The sequence below is a fragment of the Planctomyces sp. SH-PL14 genome (genome assembly GCF_001610835.1).
Classification (GTDB): domain Bacteria; phylum Planctomycetota; class Planctomycetia; order Planctomycetales; family Planctomycetaceae; genus Planctomyces_A.
The window spans coordinates 7,808,389-7,831,667 of the sequence record NZ_CP011270.1; the positions used below are offsets into that span (position 1 = coordinate 7,808,389).

The following is a 23,279-nucleotide window of genomic DNA, read 5'->3' on the forward strand; positions in this document are numbered from 1 at the left end:
TCGAGACGCCGTGTTCGACACCTGCGGCGCAGGAGCCGTCCCGGTGAGTCAGCGGATCGATCGAACTCACACCACAAGTCCAGCCGCGTCGCGGGGACTACCGGCCATCGCGGAGCCGGTCCCCGAGGAAGTTATCGAGCTCGGGGATAGCATAGATCTTCGAGATCGTTTTCTCGATGTCGTAGAGCACCCGGCGGAACTGGACAGTCTTCGCCGTCTGGTCGAGGACGATGTAGGCGGCGCGGGAATCGCCGTCGCGGGGCTGGCCGACTGAGCCGACGTTGACGAGGACCTTCCGGTCTCCCAGCTTCACTTCGCTCCCGATTTCGTCGGGCGAGGAAAATGAGTACTCCTCCTGGAAGACACCCGGAATGTGGGTGTGGCCCTGGAAGCAGTAGCTCTCGACCAGGCCGAAGATCCGCTCCATCTTCCGCTGGTTGTAGATGTCTTCCGGGAAGACGTATTCGTTGAGCGGGTTGCGGGCGGAGCCGTGCACGAAGAGGAAGTTGGCCTCGCGCCGCATCCGGGGGAGGTCGCCGAGGAACTCCCACCGCTTGTCATTCTTGGCGGTGTCGTCCGACTCGAGCTGCTTGCGCGTCCAGAAGATCGCCCGCTCGGCCTGCGGGTTGAAGCCTTCCGGATCGAAGAGAGCCGCGTTGTCGTGGTTCCCCAGAATCGTGACCGTGCAGTTCTGCATCACGAGATCGATGCACTCGCGCGGATTCGGCCCGTAGCCGATGATGTCGCCGAGACAGAAGACCTCTTTGATCCCCAGGGTGCGAATATCCGCGAGCACCGCCTCCAGGGCTTCAAGGTTCCCGTGAATATCGCTGATGATCGCTCTCAACTCAGATCACTCCGCCCGTGTGAACCTCTTGCGAAGCCAGCGACGGCCTTGGGGGGAAACGGGACGCGCCGCGACTCCGGGAAATCGGGCCGGGAGCTGGCGGCGCGGGCGTCTCAGGGACGGCCCGTCTCACTCAAGTCCATTGACAGGAACACTCTTCGACGTCTTTCGGCAAGTCTAGGGGAGCAAATGAAGGAGGGTCAAGCGCCATGGTAAAGGTGGCGTATCCGGTCGATTCGGCGGCGGATGGGGGGCGGGCTTGAGCGCGGCGAGCGGAATGTCGGGGATTTCGTAGGGCGAAAAGAAGCAGGCACCACTCTGGTGGGCCGTCGGAGCACCGCGACGGGATATCAGCCGGTGGACCGGCCGCCGGCAGAATCGCGCTCTTTGTTGGAACCGGACCATCTCATTACCATGCGGAATTCGAAACGTCGCCCTTTTTGTGCTCCTCGGTCATGCCTCACAACGGCAAGCTCTACATCGAAACCGTCGGCTGCCAGATGAATGTTCTGGACAGCGAACTCGTCGTCGCCGCGCTCCGGCAGCAGGGGTACGCCCTGACCGACGACATGAAAGAGGCGGATACCGTCCTGTTCAACACATGCTCGGTGCGGGAGCATGCCGAGCAGAAGATCTACTCGCAGCTCGGCCGGCTCCGCGTGGCGCGGAAGAAGAAGCCGGACCAGGTGATCGGCGTCATCGGCTGCATGGCCCAGAAGGACCAGGAGCTGATCTTTCAGAAGGCGCCGCACGTCGACCTGATCGTCGGGACCGGGCAGCTGGCCGAGATCCCCCGGCTGATCGACGAAGCCCGCCGCGACCGGAAGCCGGCGATCGCCGTCAGTCTGGACCGCAAGGAAGGCTCGCGGCTCGACGTGGCGAGCTCGTTCGAGAGCTATGACCCGCTCCGCGACCCGGAGATGCGGCCGAGCCCGTGGCAGGCGTATGTCCGGATCATGTTCGGGTGCGACAAGTTCTGCACCTACTGCGTCGTCCCGATGACCCGCGGGCCGGAGCAATCTCGGGCCCCGAGCGAGATCATCCGCGAGGTTCAGTCGCTGGTCGCGCAGGGGGTCCGGGAGGTGACGCTGCTGGGGCAGACGGTCAACAGCTACAAGTTCACTGAGAACGGGCGGCAGTCGCGGATGAGCGATCTGCTGGCGGCGATTCATGACACGCCGGGGCTGCAGCGGATCAAGTTCGTCACGAATTTTCCGAAGGACATGACGGACGACCTGCTGCAGGCGATCCGCGATCTGCCGAAGGTGTCGCGCTACCTCCACGTGCCGCTGCAGCATGGCTGCGATGAGGTGCTCAAGCGGATGAAGCGGGGGTACACCGTGGCGGACTACCGGGACATGATGGCCCGGATTCGCGAGACGGTTCCGGGGGCGGCGGTGTCGAGCGACTTTATTGTGGGGTTCTGCGGGGAGACCGAGGAGGCGTTCCAGAAGTGCATGGACGTTGTCCGGGAGTTCCGTTTCAAGAACAGCTTCATCTTCAAATACAGCCCGCGCCCGGGGACGAAGGCGAACGAGTTGTGGTCGGATGACATTCCGGAGGAGGTGAAGCGCCGCCGGAACAATGAGCTGCTGACGCTGCAGAACGAGATCAGTGAGGAGGACAACGCGGAGTTTCTGGGCCGGACGGTTGAAGTCCTTGTTGAAGGTCCGAGCAAGCGGACGACGAAGGCGAAGGGGACGACCTCCGGTCAGATGGCGGAGGACGCGAACCTGAATTATCCGATGCCGGGGGTCGTGGAGTCGGCGGTTCTTGCCGGTCATGTGCATCGGGATCATGACCACGATCATGATGATGCGGGGTGTGATACCGGCTGCGGGACGGGGGCGCTGGTGTCGCTGGATCTCGGTCGGTCCGGGTCGACGGTGGCGGCGGCTGCGTCGCGGACGGAGCCGGTTCAGCTGGTGGGGCGGACGCCGTGTGACCGGATTGTGGTGTTTGACGGGCAGCCGCGGCTGGCGGGTTCGATTGCCGAAATCCACATTCACGACTGCACGCCGACGACGCTGTTGGGCTCGATCGTGACGCGTCAGATTCAGCATGGAAACGAGACGTTGCTGCCGATCCTGATGTAGGCCAGAGCTGGGTCCAGGGGCACCCTGGTCAGGGGGTGCAGGGGGGAGAATCCCCCTTGCCCGCCGGAGGCTTGGCCGTCGAGAGATGTCTGAAGGAGGGTGTGTCCAAACGCGGACAACGTGCCGTATGCCCGCTCACCAACCCGCGGGAATCGCAGAGCGAGCGGCGAATTCTCAACCCCCGTGACACAAAGGGGACATCCGTTGCTTACCACGGTTCCTCACAGGAGTGCCTCCGGCGGCAAGGGGCGTGGCCCCCTTGACCCCAGGCTGCCGTCGCACGTTGGGTTTGAGCTATGGACGTCGCGCCGGCCAGGACGTGGTCTTGCGTCGATTCTTGTCCGGGTCCTAGCATCGGCCAGTTGAAACGCTTGCGGTGGAAAGGAATCCTGCCATGGCACCCGCCATCTCCCGACGCATCCTCCAGGTCATCTCCCCCTCCCACATGTCGGGAGCCGAGATGCAACTGGTCCGCCTGACCAAGCAGATGCAGGCCCGCGGCCACCTCCTGCACACCTGCTCCAAGAAAGGGAGCTCCGCCAACGAGGAGTTCCGCGTCCGCGGCATCGACGCCGAACCTCTCTCCATCGGCGGAAAGTTCAGCCTTACCGCCGTTCCCGCCCTCGCCGCCGCCGCCCGCCGACACAAGGCCGAACTCATCCAGTCGACCCTTTCCAGCGCCAGCTGGTGGTCCGGCTGGCTCGAAACCTTCGGCGGGCCCCCCTCGGTCGGACACGTCCAGGGCTTTACCTCCGCTGCCTGGCACCGCCGCCAGTCCCACCTCATCGCCGTCTCACAGGCGGTCAAGGACGACATGGTCGTCCAGGGGATCGCGGCCGAGCGGATCACCGTCATGCACAATGCCCTCGCCCCGGAAGAATTCGTTCCGAAGCGGGCCCCGCTCGAAGTCCGACAGGAATTCGGCGCCGACGCCCGGACCCCGGTGATCGGAACCTTCGGCCACCTCTCGGAGAAGAAGGGCTACCGCGATCTCTTCCCGGCGATCCCGCAGGTCCTCAAGCAGTTTCCGACGGCTCAGTTCTGGGTGATCGGCGTCGGCAAGCTCCGCGAGGAGCTGGAAGAGTACGCCCGCGCGAACGGCTTCCTGGGACAGGTCCGGTTCACCGGCTACCGCCGCGACGCGGCCGACCTGATGGGGGCCATCGACATCATGTGCCTCCCATCGCACCGCGAGCCGTGCGCGCTCGTCTACGTCGAGGCGGCCCTCTCGGAGAAGCCGATCGTCGCCTGCCGCGCCGGCGGGGCTCCGGAGTCGATCGCCGACGGCGAGACCGGACTGCTCGTGCCGGCGAAGAACAGCGATGCGATCGCCGTCGCGATCAAGACCCTGCTGGACAACCGCGACCGGGCCATCGCGATGGGGAAGGCCGGCCGCACCCGGGCCCTCGAAATCTTCGGCTGGGACCGCTGCATCCAGACCCTGGAATCGATCTGGACGCGAGTCCTCGACGAACGCCGATCCCGCAAAGCGGCTTGAAGGCTTCGGATTAAACACAAAGACACAAAGATCGCACGAAGAACACCAAGAGATTCCTTGGTGACCTTGGTGCCTCCTTTGTGTCTTGGTGTTTAACTCTTCCGGCTCTCAGGTCAGCGAGATCTGGTGCTGGCTGAGACGCTCGTAGCCGGTGTCGGTGATCAGGTAGTTGTGCTCGATCCGCATCCCGCCGAGGCCCGGCTGGTACGCGCCCGGCTCGAGCGTGACGACGTCGCCGGCGAGCAGCACGTCGACGCTGTCCGGAACGAGGATCGGAGCTTCCGGATGGGCCAGGCCCAGGCCGTGGCCGGCGTGGTGCGTGAAGAGGGCCGTCTTGCCCGCCTCGACGTACGGCTTGTTGACCGCGGCGTAGACGTCGCTCGCCTTGGCGCCCGCCTTGAGAGCCTTCTCGCCCCCCGCCATCCCGGCCTGGCAGATTGCGAAGAGTTCCTTCAGACCGGCGGCAGGCTCGCCCACCGCGAAGGTGTTCGTGAAGTCGCTGCGGTAGCCGTCGAGGACGACCGAGTAGTCGAGGGTGTAGAGGTCCCCCTCTTTGACGCGGTACTGGGTCGGGAGGCCGCCCGCCTTCGGCTGCTCCGCGGTCATGGAGCGGAAGTCGCCGTAGATGTAGCAGGCCTTCCCGGCGGCGGTGACGACCGCCTTCTGGATCTCGACAAAGCACTCCAGCTCGCTGACGCCGGGCTTCAGCACGTCGCGGACGCGGGCCATTCCGGCCTCGGCGGCCCGCATGCAGGACTTGAGGAGGGCGATTTCGTCGGGCAGCTTCTGGCGGCGGGCCTGACGGATCGCGGAGCCGAGGTCGGTGGTGACGCCGGGGCCCGGGACGTCTTCCGCGACGGAGGAGACAACGTTAGCGCCTTCGAGAGCGGTCAGGGCTCCGCAGGGGAGCCACTCCGCTTCGACGAGACCCTTCGTCCCCTGGAGGCCCGGAGCCGCCTGTTTGAGGGCGTTGATCAGGGCGTGGTCGCGATTGATGATCGAGTGCTTGTGGTCGTACCACTTCTCGACGATCTCGTTGTCGACGAAGGGCGTGCTCGCCGCCGCGCGGATCGCGAAATTGTCGCCGAGGAGCGTCGATCCGCCATTCCGTTGGAGTAGCAGCCAGCCTCGCTCGCCGCCGGAGAAGCTCAGGGTCTGGACGGCGAAGTTGGCGAGGTACTGCAGGTGCCGCGGATCCGCGACGAGGAGCCATTCGACGTCGGCCGGCACGAGATCCCAGACACGCTTCTGACGGGCGAGGCAACCTTCTCGGGTCAGCATGATTCACTCCACGTTTCGGGCGGAAAGCTCTGCCGCGAACCCTACCAGAAACAGGGCCAATTCAAAGCCAGCGTCCCGCTGGACCGGGGTGGCCGTGGAACGATGGGATTGAGCAATGGGAGCCGTGCCGGCAGGTGCGGTCGTGGAAACCACCGCCGGCGAACGGGATGCAATCCGGAGCCCAGAGCGTCCCGCTCGCGTACCGGAAGCGCCGTCGATTCCCGGTTATTGGCACGGTGCTTGCATTCCCTTCTCACACCCACTTCGTGAGAAAGGAGAACCGCATGTCCTACGAAGCGCATCAAGGCTCGACGGCCAACGTGATCGCCGCCCTGGCGAGTTTTTTCCTTCCCGGTCTCGGCCAGTTGATCCAGGGCCGTCCGATCATGGCCCTTGTCCACTTCGTCCTGGCGGGCGTGCTGTGGCTTGTCCTGATGGGGTGGATCATCCACCTGTGGTCGATCATCGACGCCGCGCGGTGGACTCCGCGGTATGTCGCGTATCGCGACGACCGGTATCCGGGCGACTACGAAAGCCGGCCACTTTAGTCAGCTGCCGAGGTGACCCGTTCCGCCTCACGTCGTGTAATCGGCGTTGAGGCGGACGTACTCGGCGGTGAGGTCGGTCGTCCAGAACCGGACGACCGACGACCCACGGGTAAACTTGAGATCGATGTGGATCTCCCCGGTCCTCATGGCGGCCGAGACCTCACCCTCGTTGAACGGCAGCGGGACGCCGGCCTGATAGAGCTCAAATCCGTTGACGACGAGCGAGCATTCTTTCTCCGCGAACGGAATTCCTGCGTAACCGGCGGCGGAGACGATCCGGCCCCAGTTCGGGTCGTTCCCCGTGATCGCCGTTTTGACGAGAGCGCTGTCGCAGACCGCCTTGGCGATCCGGGTGGCCGCTTCGACCGACTCCAGTCCGCTCACGTCGACCGTGACGAAGTGCGAGGCCCCTTCTCCGTCGCGAATGATCTTCTGCGACAGCTCCATGCAGACGTCGTCGAGCGCCGTCTGGAACGCCGACAGCTCCTGAGCCGATTTCGGGGCGGCGCCGCTCGCTCCGTTGGCGAGAAGTAGCACCGTGTCGCTTGTGCTCGTGTGGCCGTCGATCGTGATGCAGTTGAAGCTCCGGTCGACCGCCTTCTTGAGCAGGCCGGGTAACTGGCCCGCCTCGATCGCCGCGTCGGTCATGACCACGCAGAGCATCGTCGCCATGTTCGGGGCGATCATCGCTGCCCCTTTGGCGGCCCCGCTGATCCGCACCGTGGTCCCTGCCAATTCGACGGTCCGCGTGACCTGCTTGGGGACGGTGTCGGTGGTCATCATGCCTCGCGCGGCCCGCTCGAAGCTCTCGGTCTTGGCGTCTACGCTCTTCGCCACGACAGGGATCCCCGCCGCGAGTTTGTCGATGGGAAGCAGTCGGCCGATGACGCCTGTCGAGCAGACGAGGACGTCGTCCGCGGCACAGCCGATCCCCTCGGCGACGAGGGCGGTCATCCGCTTGGCGTCGGCGATCCCCCGGTCTCCGGTACAGGCGTTCGAGTTCCCCGAGTTGATCACGACGGCCCGCGCCGTCCCGCGTGGGAGCCGCTCCCGGCAGACTTGGACCGGCGCTCCGCAGACGCGGTTCTGCGTGAAGACCCCGGCAGCCGCCGCCGGGCGGTCCGAGACGAACAGGGCCAGGTCGAGCCGGTTCGGATCGGCCTTGATGCCGCAGGCGTGGCCGTTGGCGGAGAACCCGAGAGGGAGGATGGGAAGCGGCGCGGAAGTGGTCATGGCGTGAGGATCCCCGGGGGCAAAGTTCGCGAATGATAGCGGGAACGGGGCACCGGACACGCGCGCGGAAAACCGGTTCTCCGGAATCGTGGCCGGGCGGGACGGTCTCCGTTAGCATCGGCCCTCTCTGATCCGTGGCCGGCCCTTCCGGCTCCGATCCCCTTCCCTCTCAAGGTTTGTCATGCCCCGACTTGTTCCTCGCCTGCTGGCCGGTCTGCTGATCAGCCTCTCGACCGCGCCGCTCGTGGCTCCGGTCTCTGCCCAGGAAGCCGCCCCGCCCGCCAAGCCGCTCAAGTCCCCCCTCGCCAAGCTGGAGCTCCAGGACGGCGACTCGATCGTGTTCCTGGGGGACAGCATCACCCACCAGTGCCTCTACACGCAGTACCTGGAGGATTACCTCTACACCCGCTTCCCCAAGATGCGGCTCAAGATCCACAACGCCGGGGTCGGCGGGGCCCGTGCGTGGGACGCCCTGCAGCGGTTCGAGAAGGACGTTGCCTCGTACAAGCCCAAGTACGTCACGATCCTGCTGGGGATGAACGACGGGACCTATCGTCCTTATGACGATCCGACGTTCCAGACCTATCGCACCGACATGGTGAAGGTGAACGAGGAGATCACGAAGATCGGCGCGACGCCGATCCTGATGACGCCGACGATGTTCGACTCCCGCGCCGCCCGTGCCAGGCCGAACAAGCGGGAGGCGGACAGCACCGCTCTCTACAACTCGACGCTGGCCTACTACGGCACGTGGCTGCGGGAAGTGGCCGTCGAGGAAGGGTTCGGGTTCGTCGACATGTGGGGGCCGCTGAACAATCTGACGCTGGAGCAGCGGGAGAAGGATCCGGCTTTCACGCTGATCAAGGATGCCGTGCATCCGGACGCTCCGGGCCAGCTCATCATGGCGGCGGCGATCATCAACGACATGGGGTTCAAGCGGCAGGTCGGCGCGATCCGCGTCAACCTGGCCAACAAGAAGAAGCCGGTCCAGGGGAACGGCGGGACGGCGAGCGATGTGAACGCGACGGACGACGGGATTGAGTTCACGTGGCAGGCGGAATCGCTGCCGTGGGTCGTTCCGGCGGAAGCTCAGGAAGGGGCCAAGCTGGCGAACCTGGGGCATCGGCTGAGTGCCGAGGCGATTGAGGTTCACGGTCTTCCGGCTGGCAAGTACACGTTGTCGATCGACGGTCAGGAAGTGGGCACGTACACGGCGGAGCAGCTGGAGCGGCATGTCGAACTGCAGGGGAATGACAAGACTCCTCAGTATCAGCAGGCCTTGAAGGTGGCTGAGCTGAACAAGAAGCGAAATGACGGTCCGGTGAAGGCGCTCCGTGGGGAGTGGGGCCGGTTCCAGGGGTACGCCCGCAAGCGGTTGGAGGCGGAGAAGAGTCCGGACAGTGCCGCGACGAAGGATCAGCTCGCCATGCTGGAGAAGCAGATTGAAGGGATGGACGAGCGCGTGGCGGAGCACAATGCGAAGGCGAAGGAGATTGAGGATGAGATCTTCAAGACGAATGTGATTCCTGCCCGGAAGTATGTTTTGAAGAAGGCTGCGAACTAGCTGTTAACAGATGGTTACATGAGGCCCGGTCGCGGATTGTTCCGTGGCCGGGCTTTTTTGTTTTTCGCGTCCTTGCCGGCACGACGTTGATTGCTCAAACCCAACGTGCTACGGAAGCCGGGGTCAAGGGGGCAACCCCTTGCCGCCGGAGGCGCTTCCATGAGGAACCGTGGTAAACAACGGATGTCCCCTTTGTGAGACCGCGGGTTGGTGAAGGGGCATACGGCACGTCGTCCGCGTTTGGATACTCACTCCTTCAGACATCACTCGACGGCCAGGCCTCCGGCGGGCAAAGGAGCGTTGCCCCTCTGCACTCCCCACCAGGGGTTACCCCCTGGACCCCGGTCAGCTGAGTTCGCGCCCGTTGTTCCTCTCCGCACTTCGCGGGTAGACTCCGTTCCCAGAGTCACCACGCTGGGGGCCGTTCATGTCGCTGACTGCGAAGAACTACGCGGAATGGTGTCGGCTGTCCGGCCTCTATCTGGCCAACCTGTCACACGTCGACCGCTACCGGACCTACGCCAAACTCCTCTCACCCGCCGGACTGACCGTCGCCATCGTCAGCGAGTTCCTCGAAGACGCGAACCCCGCCCTCGACGTCAACGACTGGCGAACACATCGCGTCTACGAATTCGGCCCCGAACAGGCCGAACGCGTTGAGCGCACCGTCTCGGCCCTCCAGGAAATTGGAGCCGACGGCCTCGCCCAGGCGGTCGCGTCGGCCAGGAGCCGTTCGCCGTTCGATGCCATCCAGAACATGCTTACGGGAGGCGTCCCCGACTTCACAGCCCTCGGAATGCAGGCCAATCCCTTCGACATGCTCAATTCTCTGCGGGAGTCGCTGGGACGGATGCTCCCGGGAATGGAAGGAGCGCCGACGTCGAACGACGCCGACACGCCGCTCGATACCCCCGACCCGATGAAGGAGGACCGGCGACGCGTCGACGAACTGCTCGAGCGGTTCGCCGCCTCCCACGGCGCGGCACTCGGCGAGGACATCGACCGCCACGGCGATCCGCGGCGCGAGCCGGGATTCACGGTCGAGCGGCGGATGAAGGAGCTCGGGGCCCTGCGCGACCGCTGGCTGTCTCATCAGGCTCAGGCCGAGGCGATCGAGACGCTGACGACGATCATGGCGAAGCTCCCCAAGGTCAGCGGACAGAAGACGGCAGGGAAGGAGAAGAAGGCGGCCCAGCACATCCGGCAGCTGCTGCGGCAGTACCGCGAGAAGACGAAGGAACTCCGCCAGATCGCCCCGGACGATCGGAGTGATCAGCTCGAAGCGTTCCAGCCGAAGTGGGAAGCGTTCGAGACGGAGTACGCAGATCTCGTCCGCCCCGACGTGATCGGAAGCGCCGCCCTTCGCCGCGCGGCGGAAGAGATCGGGGAGTTCTCCGCCGAGTCGGAGCGGAAGTCGACCACGCTGGAGTGGAGCGGACCCCGCGGCTTCGAGTGCGACTGGACGACGTTCGCCCTCACGGTCGACGTTCCCGCCAAGTCGAAGACCGCCATCGCGGCATCCCTGAAAGCGGTCGAACGGCTGCGCCAGGAGTTCCCCCGTCTGCAGGAGGAGTGGCGACGGCAGACGCTTGAGTCGTTCCGCGAGAACTATCAGGGGCAGATGGATGACGAGGAACTCGAGGAGTACGACCTCGACGACAACGGAGAGCCGACCGACTCCGGAATCCTGCGGCAGGTCGGGGCCGGTTCCCTCGTCCTGTCGACCGCCGACCCCGAGGGACGCAGCTTCAGCCTGACCGCTCACCTCCAGGTGGACTGGGATCAGGAGCACGGCTTCGAGCTCGAATGTGATATCGAGCTGGACAACGGGGACGCGCCGCCGGCTGCGGAGTTCGATCCGGGCGATGTCACGCTCACTGACACGGGACCGCAACTCTCGGCGGAAGACCTTCAGCGGTTCGAGTCGACTTTCGAGATCGCCATTCCCGCGGACTATCGGGACTTCCTGCTCCGATTCAACGGCGGCGTTCCATCGAAGACGTATCTCGTCCGCAATCAGGACGGCGTCGAGAACAACTGGCACGTCGTCCGGTTCCTGTCGGCGGCGGGGACCTCCGCCGCGTCGTTTCCTCCCGGCAGCCTGGAGGCGTCCCTGCATCTTCGCGACGGATCGCGAATCACCTCCCATCTGCTCCCGATCGCTCAGCTCCGGAAGGGGAGCTTCGATCCGATCAACCGGGGCGCCGTACTGGCGATCATTCGGTCCGGAAAGCGGGCGGGGAAGATCGGCGTGTTCGATGCCGAGATGATGCTGGAACCGCTCGTGGGCCAGGGGATCCCGCTGGAGGCGGCTCTCGACGAGGTGATCCGTTACCCCCTCCTCATGGCGGCCAGCTTTGCGGCTCTGTGGAGCAAGCTCCAGCCCGCTCCGGAGATCGTGGTCCCCGACTGGCTGCGGTTCATCCGGCAGAACGACGTCGAAGCCTTTCTCGCCTGGGCGACGGCGGGGGGGAAGCTCAACGAGCGGCTTGTCGAACCGGGGGCCGAACTGCAGCCGACCGTCGTTGACCTCCTGGCGGCCGAGGCCTCCGATGAACTCCTCGCTGCCGTGGTGAAGCAGAAGGTCGTCCCTCCGAAGTCCCTCAAGGTGTCGTGGCGGCAATATCTGTTCATCGACGTTCCGCGGTTTCGGAAGCTGATGCCACACCTGCCGAAAGACCACTGGCCCGTGGTCCTCGCGTCTCCCGTTGCGTTCGACCATCCGGACCTGCTGGACGAACTGGCCGCGGCGGGGGTCAAGATCGATGCGCCGATCGATGACGAGGGAGCGACGCCGTTACACCTGGCGGTTCAACTCGGACGCAAGGACGCCGTCCGCTGGCTGCTCGATCGTGGGGCTGATCCGAAGAAGAAAGATCGCTACGGCCGCAGTGCCCTGCTCTGGGCCGAGAACGGCCCCGGCCACGCCTGCCTGGCGATGCTGGAAGGCCGAGCCGAACCGGCTCCCACGGGGGCAGCTTCCACCGACGCGGCGGGTGTCGCCGCTCTGGCCCAGGCCGCCGCCGCCCTCGGTCCGGGACTGACTCTGCGGCTGCAGATAGAGATGACTTCCCCTCCGGTCACGCGGATCGAGAAGGTCTACTATGCGGACGTCGGGTGTCACTATCGACTGACGTTCGAGGTCAACAACGGACAGGTCACGTTCAACGACACGCGTTCGCCGCGCCAGGATTACCTTCGGGGGGCGACATGGACCGAGGCGCTGTTCGCGCCGATTGTGCAGTGGCCGGAGCTGACGCCGTTGTGGGAGACGCTGTCGGTCTCGGAGTTCGACGTCGGGAGAGCGATCAGGAGCCGGAAGTACCAGCCGCCGCCGCGCCCCGATCTCCAGGCCGCCGCCCGTTCTGCGCTGGAGCAGGCGTTTGACCCGCGGGAGGCGGCCGCCCGCGGAATCAACATCTCCAAGTGACACGCCTCGCGTCCAGCCGGATCAATGCCCGGCGACGAGCCAACCACAAGACTGCCGGATCTGGGTCAGCCCGTCGCCGGGGCTTTGCACTGCAGGGATCGAGGACCGATCGCTCGGAGCGCGGAGCCTCACGGGACCGCGCTCACTTTGCGTCGGAGCTGCGTTTCTCACGATGCCGATCGCGCCGGCATCGCGAGAATCAGGTCATACGGAGGGCGAGGACCGCATCGTCATCGCTGGAGGGGAGCGGGGCGCGGATGAGCGCCGACATCACTCCTGAGCACGAGACAACCGGGCGCAAGACAGAGCGTCTCACCAAAGGACTCCACAGAGGGTGTGGGGATCCAGTGCGAGTCAGCTCCACCCGGCAGTGGCTCTGATCACGGGAACTGCCAACAACGATCGAACGATTGCATCGAACCGCCGCAGTCTGCTCGCCGAAAAAACCGCCTGCGGACACGCTGGGTGTTCAATATTCCAACGGTTCGGTTGAGCCGAATGAAGCGGATTGAACGCAACACTCCGGCGCACCGGGGATTCTCCGGGCGCGCCCATTGACGATGGTGTTCTCTCGGTTGGACCGTTTGGCGTCGAAAGGCCTCCGGCGGCGCGTTGACACGCAGCTCTCTCTCACCCCGGCTCGTCCAGCACGGGAGTCTTCGTCCACCCCTGCTCCGACGAGAAGTCGGGGAAGGATTTCTCCGACCACCACAGCTCGCGTTCAAGGCCAAGAGACAAGAACCAGTCCCTCGCCTTCAGGACGATCTCCTTGATCAACGGCGATTCCCTATTCCGGAGCCATGCCATCCAGCTCCGGCGATTCGAGATCATCACAAAGCAGTTGCCGAGCTTGGACTCAAACAACTCCGCCAGCACGATCTCCACTCGATGTCCGTCACTCCCCTGGACCAGAAACTCGGCTCCCGTTTCATACCACGCGTCGACGTCCGCGCACCGATAGGTCGCCGAGAGTCGCGAGTGGAAGCCGGACAGAAGCTCGATCGGATCACGCGGCTCGACCTGAATCGCAGCGAGGTACGGAGTCTTTTTCATCGGCCCCAACTCCAGGTTTGGCCCCGCCGCCTCGTGGCGAACGCTGTTCGCTCTCGATCGAGAAGAGCGTAGCATCCGATCATCGCAGGCTCCTCTCGCGAGGGGCGTCAAGCGAATCGCCCCACCCTCCATGCTGCTGCGGTCTCCTTGGCGCGATGCCGGAAGAAGGCAGAATGCGATCGAGATATGGAACCCATCGACCGGGCTCGGTCGAAAAGCGGGAGAGGCGAAGTGAGGGACTTCATTCGGAGTGTGGCCTGTTGGGGGGCCATCGTGGCGCTTTCGATCACCGCTGCCGACGAGGCCGCGGCTCAGACGCCGGTTCAGAAGCCCCCTGCGCCAGCCGGCCCTCCCGCGACGGCACCCTCGCAGCCGCCGCCGACCGAAGCGGATGTTTCCTTCGGCCCGCATCCGCATCAGCTGCTCGACATCTTCATTCCGACCGAAGGGACCAAGCCGTTTCCCGTCCTGGTCTGGTTCGGCGGATTGTGGGAGCCTCGCAAGCAGGCACCCGATGCGCGGCGGTTCCTGTCGCAGGGGATCGCCGTCGTGGCGGTCCAGTCTCGGACGCTGAAAGACGGAGTGGCGGAGAAGGCGGACCCGCCGGTCTCGTATCCCATGAATGATGCCTGCCGGGCCGTGCAGTTCGTCCGGGGGAATGCGGCGCGGTGGAAGCTCGATCCGCGGCGGATCGGCGTCGGGGGCGGCTCGCAGGGAGCGCTGCCGGCGCTGTTCGTCGGCTGCAGTCCGGATCGGGCCGATCCGAAGGCCGACGATCCGATCGCCCGGCTCTCGACTCGGGTCACGTGCGTCGCGGCGTTCCGCAGTCAGCCGAGCATCGATCCCCAGCGGATGCAGGAGTGGGTTCCCGGAGTGCAGTGGGGAGCGCCGGCCTTCGGCTGCAGCTTCGAGGAGTCGCTCAGGCGGCGAGAGGAGCTGTTGCCGCAGATCCGGGCATGGTCTCCGGAGACGCTGCTGTACGCCGAGAGTGCGCCGATCTACTTCGAGAACAACTGGGGGCTGACGCAGCCCGCGGGAGTGACCGAGATGGACTACAAGGTCCATTCGCCCGCCTGGGCGCTCGGGTTTCAGGAACTGGCGAAGAAGGCCGGAGTCGAGTGCCACGTGAAGTATCCCGACCATCCGACGGAGGGGTATCGGGACACGTGGGATTTCCTGACGAAGAGGCTGCTCGCGGATTCTGGAACGTAGGGCGCGGTTTCGCCGGACTGATCGAAGGAGGCCGGCTGACCATAGAGATGGCTGCTCAGTACTTCGTCAGCGGCTTGTTCCAGAGGAGGAGGTGGACGATCAGGGAGAGCGTCCAGCCCACGCAGAAGGTCAGGGGCAGCCAGGAGAGGATGCGAGTGCGGAGAGGGATGTCTTCGGGCTTTGCTCCCTCGACGGTCAGCGAGCGGTAGGCGTCGCGAACGGAGATGATCCAGAAGATATTGGTGACGAGTCCGAGGAGAGAGACGGCGGCCCGATGCAGATTGGTGTCGGCCGTCCCGAGGGCGGCCACGAGGAAGCTGCTGGGGACCAGGAACAGCTCGGTGACTTTGACGAGATCCGGGTGCGGCGAACTGGTGGACATCGGTTGTTCGAACGAAGGAGAACGCGAGGATTGGGTCGCGGATGGTAGCCGCTGGAGTTCCTCGGCGCGGAGTGTGCGGCCAGTCTCGTCAAGAACGGTCGCCAGCCGTCGGGAATCCTGACTCGGATCCGCCTACGGACCGGTCTCGTGTTCGCGGCAAGCACGCGACATCGGGGGCGAAGCGGAACTCGTCTTTCGCGGCGCGTGTCCCGGACGGAGGGTCTTGGACCAGCGGCCGTGCCCGTCGGGCCGGAAGCCGCGCTGCAGGAGGAGGGCCTGAGCCTCTTCGACCGAGACCGCCGTGCCGACCTGGGCGCAAGTCGCGCGGAATGCGTCGAGATCGATATCGACGACCTGGCCGGACATGGACCGGGGCTTTCCTGAATCGGGAACTACGGAAGGCGAACGAGCGCGGCACGGGACTGTGCCGGGAATCCGCCGTGGGGAGGAGCCGACCTCCGGGCGCAATTCCTCGGTCGCCTGCTGCCGGCACGATGCCTTTGGCCTCGTCGAGCGCGCCGTGCAGGATGCACGGGGGTGCCGATTCGGAAATCGACGCGCATCGATTCCCGAGAACGGCGGCTCATGTCTGTGGCCCCAGAACATTGTGCCGTATTCCCGAGAGATCGACCGCCAGGCCGCTCGGGGTGAATGGAATCTGATGAAGTGCGATGCCGCGGGTGAATCCTGTTATGACGCCTTTTTCGAACGCGTCCGAGGGAGCCGTCACTCAGGGCAGTCGTCGAGCGGCCCGGAGGTCGATGCGTTCAACGACGAGGCCGTGAGCGATGCGACGCCGTCACTCTCTCAAACAGGCTCAGGAGAAGAAGCAGGCGAGCTCTGCGGCTGTGGCGTCTCCCACTGCTGCTCCAGCGACACCGCAGGCAGCCATCGCCCCCACCCCATGTGTCGCGCCGGTGACTTGGGAGCACCGCGGCCTTCGTCGGCGACGGTAGACGGTTCCCGTGTGGCAGGCCCCCCCATCCTTCGGGTGATCCGGCTCTGGACAAGGACGGGATCGATCGCTCAAGTCGGTGATCGCCGGCTCTGTGGCCGCGAAACGAACAGACCGAGAGGGCGGATCCATGAACACGCGCGGCGGGCATTTGCCCACCCTCCTGATGCTGGTCGGATTCGGCTGTTCTCCCGCTCCGGAGCCGCCCAAGGCGCTGCAGCCCGCGCCGGTTGTCGAGAAGCCTGCAGCACCCCCTGCGAGGCCTCCGATCGTTGCTGCTCGCGTTCAGCGACCGGACCGCTACGACTTCAACGGGGAGATTCCGGGCGTCCAGACTCTGGATGAGTTTCGAGCTCGTCACCCCAAGTCCACAGAGCAATCCTACATGAGCGCGGGCCACAAGGTCCCGGGGGTGGTTCAGGGCATCGTCGACCAGCACCAGCTGACGGTCGCTGGGAGGGACGTCCTGCGAGCCGAGTACACGTTCGTCGACGGCATCCTGGCACGGATCGATCTCTACTGTGAGGCACAACGCCTGCACGAGACGGCCGCGACGATCCGGGAGGAACACGGCGATCCGGACGAGGAATCGGCGGGACGACGCACCTGGGAAGGGACCCGCGGAAACCTTCGGCTGACCATCCGCGAGCAGTCACTGGTCGTGACATTCGAAGATCAGCAGTTGTCCGCTGAAATCGTCCAGCGGGTCCTGGCCGCTCAGAGCTTCAGGCCAGAGCCGAATTCCGAGGCCCCTGACCGTTCGGGCCGCCGCGGCCAGACGGCACGGGGGGTCGACCTGAGCGACTTCTTCTCAAGAGCGAGCAACGATCCGGGCCGCTGACCGACCTGCAGCGGACGTTTCGCAGAAAACTCCGCCGCGCAAACAAAAAGGGGAGTCCACCATCACAGCGAACTCCCCTTTGTCCCGATCGAAAGTGGTCAGAGCCGGGATCGAACCGGCGACACATGGATTTTCAGTCCATTGCTCTACCAGCTGAGCTATCTGACCCGATTCAGCGAACGGATCGGGGTGCGGGAGTTTAGCGACGTTCGCTGCGGAACTTCAAGGCATCCTCCCGGGACTTTCCCACGGAGGGGCGGTCCGCACAATCCGGACAATCCCTGCCGTCGTCCGGTTCGGTCAGCCCTCCTTGACGAGCTGGCTGATGGCTTTGAATTCGGACGTTCCGGCCTGCTCGCACCACTCGAACAGGACCGATTCCGTGGTGACGTTCGTCACGCCGTAACGGTCGAGACGGCGGAGAGCGATTTCGCGGTCGAGCGGGTTCCGGCTGCCGATCGCGTCGGCGACCACGACGGCGCTGTAGCCCATCGCTTCGAGGTCGCAGGCGGTCTGGAGGAGGCAGATGTGAGCCTCGAGCCCTGCCAGCACGACGAAGCGACGGGTCTCTTCCGTGCGGCAGAAGTCCCAGTTCAGGCACTCGGCGGCGCTGAAGCGGAGCTTGGAGGGGCGGTCCGGGATCCGCTCGGCGAGCGGGGCGACCGTCGGGCCGAGGCCCTGCGGATACTGCTCTGTCGCTATGAACGGGACGCCGAGGAGTTCGGCCCCCTTGAGCAGCTTGAGGGTGTTCTTGAGGACCGCTTCATGCCCGGCGATGTGGGGGAGCAGCTTCTCCTGCATGTCCACGATCAGCAGGCGGGAGTTGTGGCGGGAGAGGAGTTCGGGGTTGCGGCGATACATGGCTTCTGGCGGAGTCGGATGTCTGGCGGGCCGGAGATTCTTTGCGCGATCCCGACCGTCTCTGGCGAGAGACAGACGGGTCGGTCGTCCGAGCGGATCACGGGGCGGGCTGCAGGAGGAAGTTCGCCAGGGTTTCGAGGTTCCGGCTGAAGGTCTGGCTCGACAGATAGGCTTCGCCCGGCTTGAACTTGGGCTGGCCGACGAGCGGTTCGCCATTGGCCTTCGAAACCCACCGCCCCTGGGGATCGAGGGCCTGGATCAGCTTCCGGACCTCCTCCGGCTTGACCTTCTTTGGTGCGGGTTTGGGAAGCGGCTTTCCTGCCGGTCTCTTTTCAGACTGTGCCAGGAGGAACTGCTTCTCGATGCTGGCCAGCCGCGACTTGATCTTCCAGCCGTAGTGGGTCGGGACGTCGGAGTCGTCGTAGGTCAGTTCGTACTTCGACGTCATGTAGAGCGGCCGGTTCGTCTTGAGCTCATAGAACCGGGCGAGCTGGCCGTCAGGCAGGAGGCTGCCGTTGAGGTACTTCAGGGCGGCGGGGATTGGGGCGAGGTACTTCTTGTCCCCCGTCAGCCGGTAGATCTCGATCAGGGTTTCGAGGACGTCCTGGGATTCGTTCCCCGTAACCGCGGGAGGCTCGAACTTACGGGCCCACGCGGGCTGCATGTCGTAGTGGTACTGCTGCGCCCAGGCGGGTTGCGGCTCGGGCATCTGGGCCAGGATCAGAAAATCGCCGAGACGGCGGATCGCCGCGAGGCACTTGTCGTCGCGGTAGATCTCGTGCGCGGCGGCAAGGGTCTCGGTCACGTCCCCGGCAAGCTGGTCGTTGAGGGTGTAGAGGTTCCAGTACTCCTTGACCCGGTTCTCGGTCCGCCAGTCGTAGTCCGGATACTTCGCCGGGACGATCGGGTGCGGGGCGACGGGCCCCGTCCAGACCTGCGGGAAGGCGCCGTTGGAGTACTGCGCCGCCAGGAGGCTGTCGAGGGCGAAGCGGGCCGCCTCGTGGACCGTCTGGTCCTTGAAGTCGAGCGCCTGGTCGAGCGTCATCAGGCACACGAGCGCGGCCTGCGTGGCGCCGTCGTCTAGGGTCGACGTGTTGGCTCCTTTGGCCTTCCCTTTCCCGTTCCGATAGTTCGCCGCGAGCGTCCCCTGCGGGTCGAAGTCGATCGCATTCCGCCAGCCGCCCGACTTGAGCTGGCCGTAGATCAGCGCGGCTCCGGCGTCCCGGGCGGCGTCGAGGAACAGTTTTTCGTTTGTGGCCCGGTAGGCTCGCAGGAACGCCAGGCCGACGGTCGGCGTGGCGGGCGGCTGGACCCAGATCTGCTCCGGCGACGCCTTCCCTTCGCCGAGGCGCTGCTGGCCGTCGAGAGAGACGAAGTAGACGTATCCGCCGTGGACGGCGACCTTGTCATGGAACGCCCCGGCCGCTTTTTTCATGGCCGCGACGACTTCGTCCCGGGGGACCGCGTCGTCGGCAGCTTGGGCTGAAGGAAGGTCCGTGATCGTGCCGCCGGCCACCGCGCAAACGAGCAGGAGGAGGGCGCGCCGGAAGAATTGTCGCCGTCCGTGAATTCGCGCGGGTTGAGCGACCTGCCCGCAAAAGTCCAGCGTCTGCATGGGGACTCCTTGACCGGAACCTCCGCCGTTCTCATAATCTTGCCGTGTAAGATTTGACAGCACAAGGAGTAATGACTTGATTTCGAAGAAGGATGGAGCCGCGACATCGTTCGCCGACCTGGGTCTCGGCAAATTGATGATGCGGGCCATCGACCGCGTCGGCTATACGGCCCCGACGCCCATTCAGCGTGATTTCATTCCCATCGCCATTCAGGGCGTGGATTGCACCGGCCAGGCTCGCACGGGCACGGGGAAGACGGCTGCTTTCGTCATCCCGATTCTCGAACGCATCGACCACTCGCTTCCCGAAATCCAGGCCCTCGTTCTCTCGCCGACCCGCGAGCTGAGCGAGCAGGTTGCCGCCGAGGCCCGCAAGCTTGCGGGAGACCACGGCTGCGATCCGGTCCTGCTCGTCGGGGGCCGGCCTCTCGGTCCGCAGATCCGCCAGCTCCAGCAGCGGCCCACGATCGTCGTGGGGACCCCCGGTCGCGTCATCGACCTCATGCAGCGGGGCTCGCTCAACCTGGGGACGGTCAAGATCGTCGTCCTCGACGAAGCGGACCGGATGCTCGACATCGGCTTCCGGCCGGACATCGAGCGGATCCTGAAACGCTGCCCCTCCGAACGCCAGACGCTGCTCCTCTCCGCCACGATGCCCGAGGCGGTCGAGCGGCTGGCGAAGCGGTACATGCGCGACCCGCAGCGGGTCGACCTGTCGCAGGACGGCGTCGGGAACCAGATCGAGCAGTTCTACTGCACGGTCGACAAGGACAAGAAGTTCGGCCTCCTCGTACGGCTCCTGCTTGCCGAGCGGCCGCAGCAGGCGATCGTCTTCTGCCGCACGAAGCGCGGCGCGGACGACATCTACAACCGCCTCCGTCGCAAGCTCCCGGATATCGGGGCGATGCACGGCGACCTGCAGCAGAGCCTGCGGGACAAGGTCATGAAGCGGCTCCGCTCCGGCGAGCTGCGGCTCCTGATCGCCACCGACGTGGTCGGCCGCGGCATCGACGTGAGCGGGATTTCGCACATTATCAATTACGACCTCCCGGAGGATTGTGACGATTATGTGCATCGCGTCGGCCGGACCGGGCGTCTCTCCTCGGAGTATCCGGGACGGGCGTTCAGCTTCGTGATGCAGGAAGAAGGGGAGCAGTTGACCCGCATCGAGATGCGGATCGACCGACTTCTCGACGAAATGCACTTCCCCGGAATCGACGCCTACCGCTCCCGTCCCAAGCGGGTGCATATCGCCGAGGACCTCGAGACTCCGGTGACGCCGGTTCTCGATACGGACGCCTGGGATGCGATCGAGCTGTAAGCAACGGGCTCGTCGCACATTGATCGTCCGGTTGTGTTGGAACGGTTCTTCAACGGAGCGCCTCCGGTGGCCAGGGGCGCTTGGGCAGAACACAGCCCTGTGGGCCCCCGCCCCTCCGCCTCGCGGAGAAGCGGTCGTGGTGGGCTGAGACCGGTTGAGACGGATGTGACGGTCGCCGCGCGGGAGTCCCGGCGGCACGGGGGTGACGCGGCTCTTGACGTCACCCGCTTTCACGACCCTCTCCGATAGAGGAAGAGACGCGGCCCGTCATGAGACCGCGGCGCGTCCCCTCACGGATGAGGTCCGCTCGTGTCCTGGCGAAGGAGAGCCGCCGCTGCGCTGCTGTCGCTCGTCTGCGTTCTGCAGATGCTGGCTCCCTGTCGGTGTGTGGCCGATCTGGCACTGGGATCGATCTGCCGCTCCGACGGGACGCACATCCATCTGGCACGCACCGCTTGCTCCCACGTCCACGCCGATGCCCACACGGACGGGCAGTCGACCGGGACCGTTGCCGATGACGGGACCTGTCCGGAGCCCGAACACCATCTCTGCCCGCGCTGCCGCGGTCATGTGAGTCCGCCGCTCGAACGCGTCGAGATCAATCGCACCCCTGCCGGCGGTCCGCCGCGCGATCCGCTCCTGTTCTCCGCCCGGACGCCGGGCGTTTGCCGCGAGATTTCGCGCACCGCGCTCCATCGAGCGACCATCGACGACTGGATCGTCGGAGCACGCCCGAAATGGGCGCCGGTGAGGCTGCAGATCTAGAGGCCCTGTGAGTCCCTTGATCTGACCGAAGCCTCTCTCTCCTCTCTCGTCCGACCGACTCACATGAAGACTCAAAACACCGCCGCACTCACGCTGGCCTGTCTCGGACTGGCCGGTTCCTTCGGATGCCAGGCCACGCCGCGGTCGACTGCTCTTCCGACCGCCTCGCACTTCCGTCCTTCGGCGGTTGAGACCTCGGAGCAGTCAGCCGTCGCCCGCAAGAAGAAGGAGGCGGCTCCGGCCCGTTCCGAAGATCCCGCACAGATCGAGTTGGCGTCTGCGGAAACGCCGGCCGCCGAGTCGAAAGGGGGCGCGTCCGGACCGACGCCGGCGGTCAAGCAGGCGGCTGAAGGGGCGGAGGTTCCGAAGGAGCCGAAGGGATCGGAACCGCTGGTCGAGGTGCTGTCGCTGCCGGACCTCGAGCGATTCGCGCTCGAACACAATCCCGCTATCCGGCAGGCCGCCGCGGCGGTCTCGAAGGCGGTCGGGTTCCGCGAACAGGTGGGCCGGTATCCGAACCCGATGGGGGGATACAACGGGACCCAGCTGGCGGACCAGGGAACGGACCAGCATGTTGGTTTCATCGAGCAGGAGATCGTCCTGGGGGGCAAGCTGAAGCGGAACCGGCTCGTCCTCGAGCAGGAAGTCCAGGCTCAGCTCTGGCAGGTCGAGATGACGCGGCTCCGCGTCCTGACCGACATCCGTGTCCGGTTCTATGAGACCCTCGCCGCCCAGCAGCGGCTCAATCTGGCGGTCGACTTTGAAGGGGTGACCCGAAAGGGCGTGGACGCCGCGCAGAAGCGGCTCGATGCCCTCGAAGGAAGCCGCCCGGAGCTGCTCCAGGCGAAGATCCAGCAGAGCGAAGTCGAGCTGGTGCGGCAGAAGGCGGAGATCGCCTTCCGGGCGGCGTGGAACAGCCTGTTCGCGACGGTCGGGATGCCGTGCCTCAATGACGAAGCCCTCGCCGGCTCCCTGGAGATGCCGACGGAACCGCGGGACTGGGAGGAGCTCTACGCGCAGCTCATCGAGGTGAGCCCCGAAGTCCGCATGGCCTGTTCGCGTGTCGCGCGGGCCCAGGCCAATCTCGACCGGCAGCAGGTTCAGCCGATTCCGAACCTCTCGGTGATGGTCGCCGGCGGTTACGACAACGGGACCGGCTCCAACATGGTCAACACGCAGGTCGGCCTGCCGATCCCGATCTTCAACCGCAACGACGGGAACACCTCCGCCGCCTGGGCGGAATACTGCCGGGCGACGCAGGAGATGCAGCGGATCAAGCTTGACCTGCGGACGCGGCTGCTCCAGGCGGGGCGGGAGTACGACTCCGCCGCGGTGCAGGTGAATCGCTATCAGTCCGAGATTGTTCCGAATGCCCGCGAGGCGCTTGATCTCTCTGAGCAGGCCTACCGGGCGGGTGAGTTCGAGTTCCTGCAGGTTCTGATCGTCCGGCGGACGTACTTCGATTCGAGCATCCTGCTGATCGATGCCCGGACGGGATTCGCGCAGGCGAATGCGCTGGTTGATGGCCTGCTGCTCTCGGACGGGCTGTCGCAGTCGACCGATACGGATGTCGATGATGGACTCCGCGGGCAGACGCTTGGCGGGCAGTAAGGCCACTCCTCGCGCGGCACGGCAGAATCTTGCTCCCTCCTCTGGGCTTCTCTGCGTCCTCTGTGTTTCAAAATCTTCAAAGGCATTGAAACACAGAGGACGCAGAGGGCACAGAGAGGAAAAGGGACGAGGTGCGTGCAATCTGCGGTGGGGCGGTGGGGCCGAT

The 23,279-nt window shown here is 65.3% G+C and carries 18 protein-coding genes and 1 tRNA gene; 10 read left to right on the forward strand and 9 right to left on the reverse strand.

What is annotated here, in order from left to right; genetic code table 11:
• Positions 1–97 precede the first annotated feature (97 nt).
• Complete coding sequence (locus tag VT03_RS30055; RefSeq protein ID WP_075096415.1) at positions 98–847, reverse strand: metallophosphoesterase family protein; 750 nt, start codon at positions 845–847, stop codon at positions 98–100.
• 455 nt (positions 848–1,302) lie between these two features.
• On the opposite strand from VT03_RS30055, the gene miaB reads away from it, so the two are divergent.
• On the forward strand, positions 1,303–2,943 hold the full coding sequence (gene miaB, locus VT03_RS30060) for a tRNA (N6-isopentenyl adenosine(37)-C2)-methylthiotransferase MiaB (protein ID WP_082846644.1): 1,641 nt from the start codon (positions 1,303–1,305) through the stop codon (positions 2,941–2,943).
• 394 nt (positions 2,944–3,337) lie between these two features.
• The gene (locus VT03_RS30070) at positions 3,338–4,441 is read left to right on the forward strand and encodes a glycosyltransferase family 4 protein (RefSeq protein ID WP_075096416.1); all 1,104 of its coding nucleotides are present in this window, start codon (positions 3,338–3,340) and stop codon (positions 4,439–4,441) included.
• 108 nt (positions 4,442–4,549) lie between these two features.
• Here VT03_RS30070 and VT03_RS30075 read toward each other — a convergent pair whose 3' ends face one another.
• A complete protein-coding gene (locus tag VT03_RS30075; protein ID WP_075096417.1) occupies positions 4,550–5,722 on the reverse strand; it encodes a M24 family metallopeptidase in 1,173 nt (390 codons plus the stop codon).
• 284 nt (positions 5,723–6,006) lie between these two features.
• On the opposite strand from VT03_RS30075, the gene VT03_RS30080 reads away from it, so the two are divergent.
• On the forward strand, positions 6,007–6,270 hold the full coding sequence (locus VT03_RS30080; RefSeq protein WP_075096418.1) for a hypothetical protein: 264 nt from the start codon (positions 6,007–6,009) through the stop codon (positions 6,268–6,270).
• Between the two features lie 27 nt (positions 6,271–6,297).
• On the opposite strand, the gene argJ is transcribed toward VT03_RS30080, so the two are convergent.
• On the reverse strand, positions 6,298–7,503 hold the full coding sequence (gene argJ / locus VT03_RS30085) for a bifunctional glutamate N-acetyltransferase/amino-acid acetyltransferase ArgJ (protein WP_075096419.1): 1,206 nt from the start codon (positions 7,501–7,503) through the stop codon (positions 6,298–6,300).
• A 181-nt stretch (positions 7,504–7,684) separates the two neighbouring features.
• Here argJ and VT03_RS30090 point away from each other — a divergent pair, with 181 nt between their 5' ends.
• Positions 7,685–9,067, forward strand: coding sequence for an SGNH/GDSL hydrolase family protein (locus VT03_RS30090; protein ID WP_075096420.1), 1,383 nt, complete (start codon positions 7,685–7,687; stop codon positions 9,065–9,067).
• 427 nt (positions 9,068–9,494) lie between these two features.
• The gene (locus VT03_RS34420) at positions 9,495–12,497 is read left to right on the forward strand and encodes an ankyrin repeat domain-containing protein (RefSeq protein WP_075096421.1); all 3,003 of its coding nucleotides are present in this window, start codon (positions 9,495–9,497) and stop codon (positions 12,495–12,497) included.
• A 630-nt stretch (positions 12,498–13,127) separates the two neighbouring features.
• Here VT03_RS34420 and VT03_RS30100 read toward each other — a convergent pair.
• Positions 13,128–13,550 carry a hypothetical protein gene (locus tag VT03_RS30100; protein ID WP_075096422.1) on the reverse strand — a complete coding sequence of 141 codons (423 nt, stop codon included), beginning with the start codon at positions 13,548–13,550 and terminating at the stop codon, positions 13,128–13,130.
• 273 nt (positions 13,551–13,823) lie between these two features.
• On the opposite strand from VT03_RS30100, the gene VT03_RS30105 reads away from it, so the two are divergent.
• Positions 13,824–14,762, forward strand: a complete 939-nt coding sequence (locus VT03_RS30105) for a carboxylesterase family protein (protein WP_197489122.1) — start codon at positions 13,824–13,826, stop codon at positions 14,760–14,762.
• Positions 14,763–14,817: 55 nt separating this feature from the next.
• Here the strand turns inward: VT03_RS30105 and VT03_RS30110 are convergent, their stop codons facing one another.
• The gene (locus VT03_RS30110) at positions 14,818–15,144 is read right to left on the reverse strand and encodes a hypothetical protein (RefSeq protein ID WP_075096424.1); all 327 of its coding nucleotides are present in this window, start codon (positions 15,142–15,144) and stop codon (positions 14,818–14,820) included.
• A gap of 132 nt (positions 15,145–15,276) precedes the next feature.
• On the reverse strand, positions 15,277–15,510 hold the full coding sequence (locus VT03_RS30115; protein WP_075096425.1) for a hypothetical protein: 234 nt from the start codon (positions 15,508–15,510) through the stop codon (positions 15,277–15,279).
• Between the two features lie 719 nt (positions 15,511–16,229).
• Here VT03_RS30115 and VT03_RS30120 point away from each other — a divergent pair.
• Entirely contained in the window at positions 16,230–16,940 is a 711-nt protein-coding gene (locus VT03_RS30120) for a hypothetical protein (protein WP_075096426.1), read from the forward strand.
• A 95-nt stretch (positions 16,941–17,035) separates the two neighbouring features.
• Here VT03_RS30120 and VT03_RS30125 read toward each other — a convergent pair.
• The 3 genes from VT03_RS30125 to VT03_RS30135 form a co-directional block, all read right to left on the reverse strand.
• Positions 17,036–17,108 (reverse strand) — tRNA-Phe (locus tag VT03_RS30125).
• A gap of 132 nt (positions 17,109–17,240) precedes the next feature.
• Positions 17,241–17,801, reverse strand: a complete 561-nt coding sequence (locus VT03_RS30130; protein ID WP_075096427.1) for an isochorismatase family protein — start codon at positions 17,799–17,801, stop codon at positions 17,241–17,243.
• A 97-nt stretch (positions 17,802–17,898) separates the two neighbouring features.
• Positions 17,899–19,416: a pectate lyase gene (locus VT03_RS30135; RefSeq protein ID WP_156514849.1), complete on the reverse strand. Its 1,518-nt coding sequence runs from the start codon at positions 19,414–19,416 to the stop codon at positions 17,899–17,901.
• 76 nt (positions 19,417–19,492) lie between these two features.
• Here VT03_RS30135 and VT03_RS30140 point away from each other — a divergent pair, with 76 nt between their 5' ends.
• The 3 genes from VT03_RS30140 (at position 19,493) to VT03_RS30150 (ending at position 23,113) form a co-directional block, all read left to right on the forward strand.
• Entirely contained in the window at positions 19,493–20,737 is a 1,245-nt protein-coding gene (locus VT03_RS30140; protein ID WP_231870555.1) for a DEAD/DEAH box helicase, read from the forward strand.
• 309 nt (positions 20,738–21,046) lie between these two features.
• Entirely contained in the window at positions 21,047–21,502 is a 456-nt protein-coding gene (locus VT03_RS30145; RefSeq protein ID WP_156514850.1) for a hypothetical protein, read from the forward strand.
• A 63-nt stretch (positions 21,503–21,565) separates the two neighbouring features.
• Positions 21,566–23,113, forward strand: a complete 1,548-nt coding sequence (locus VT03_RS30150) for a TolC family protein (protein WP_075096429.1) — start codon at positions 21,566–21,568, stop codon at positions 23,111–23,113.
• Positions 23,114–23,279: the final 166 nt, after the last annotated feature.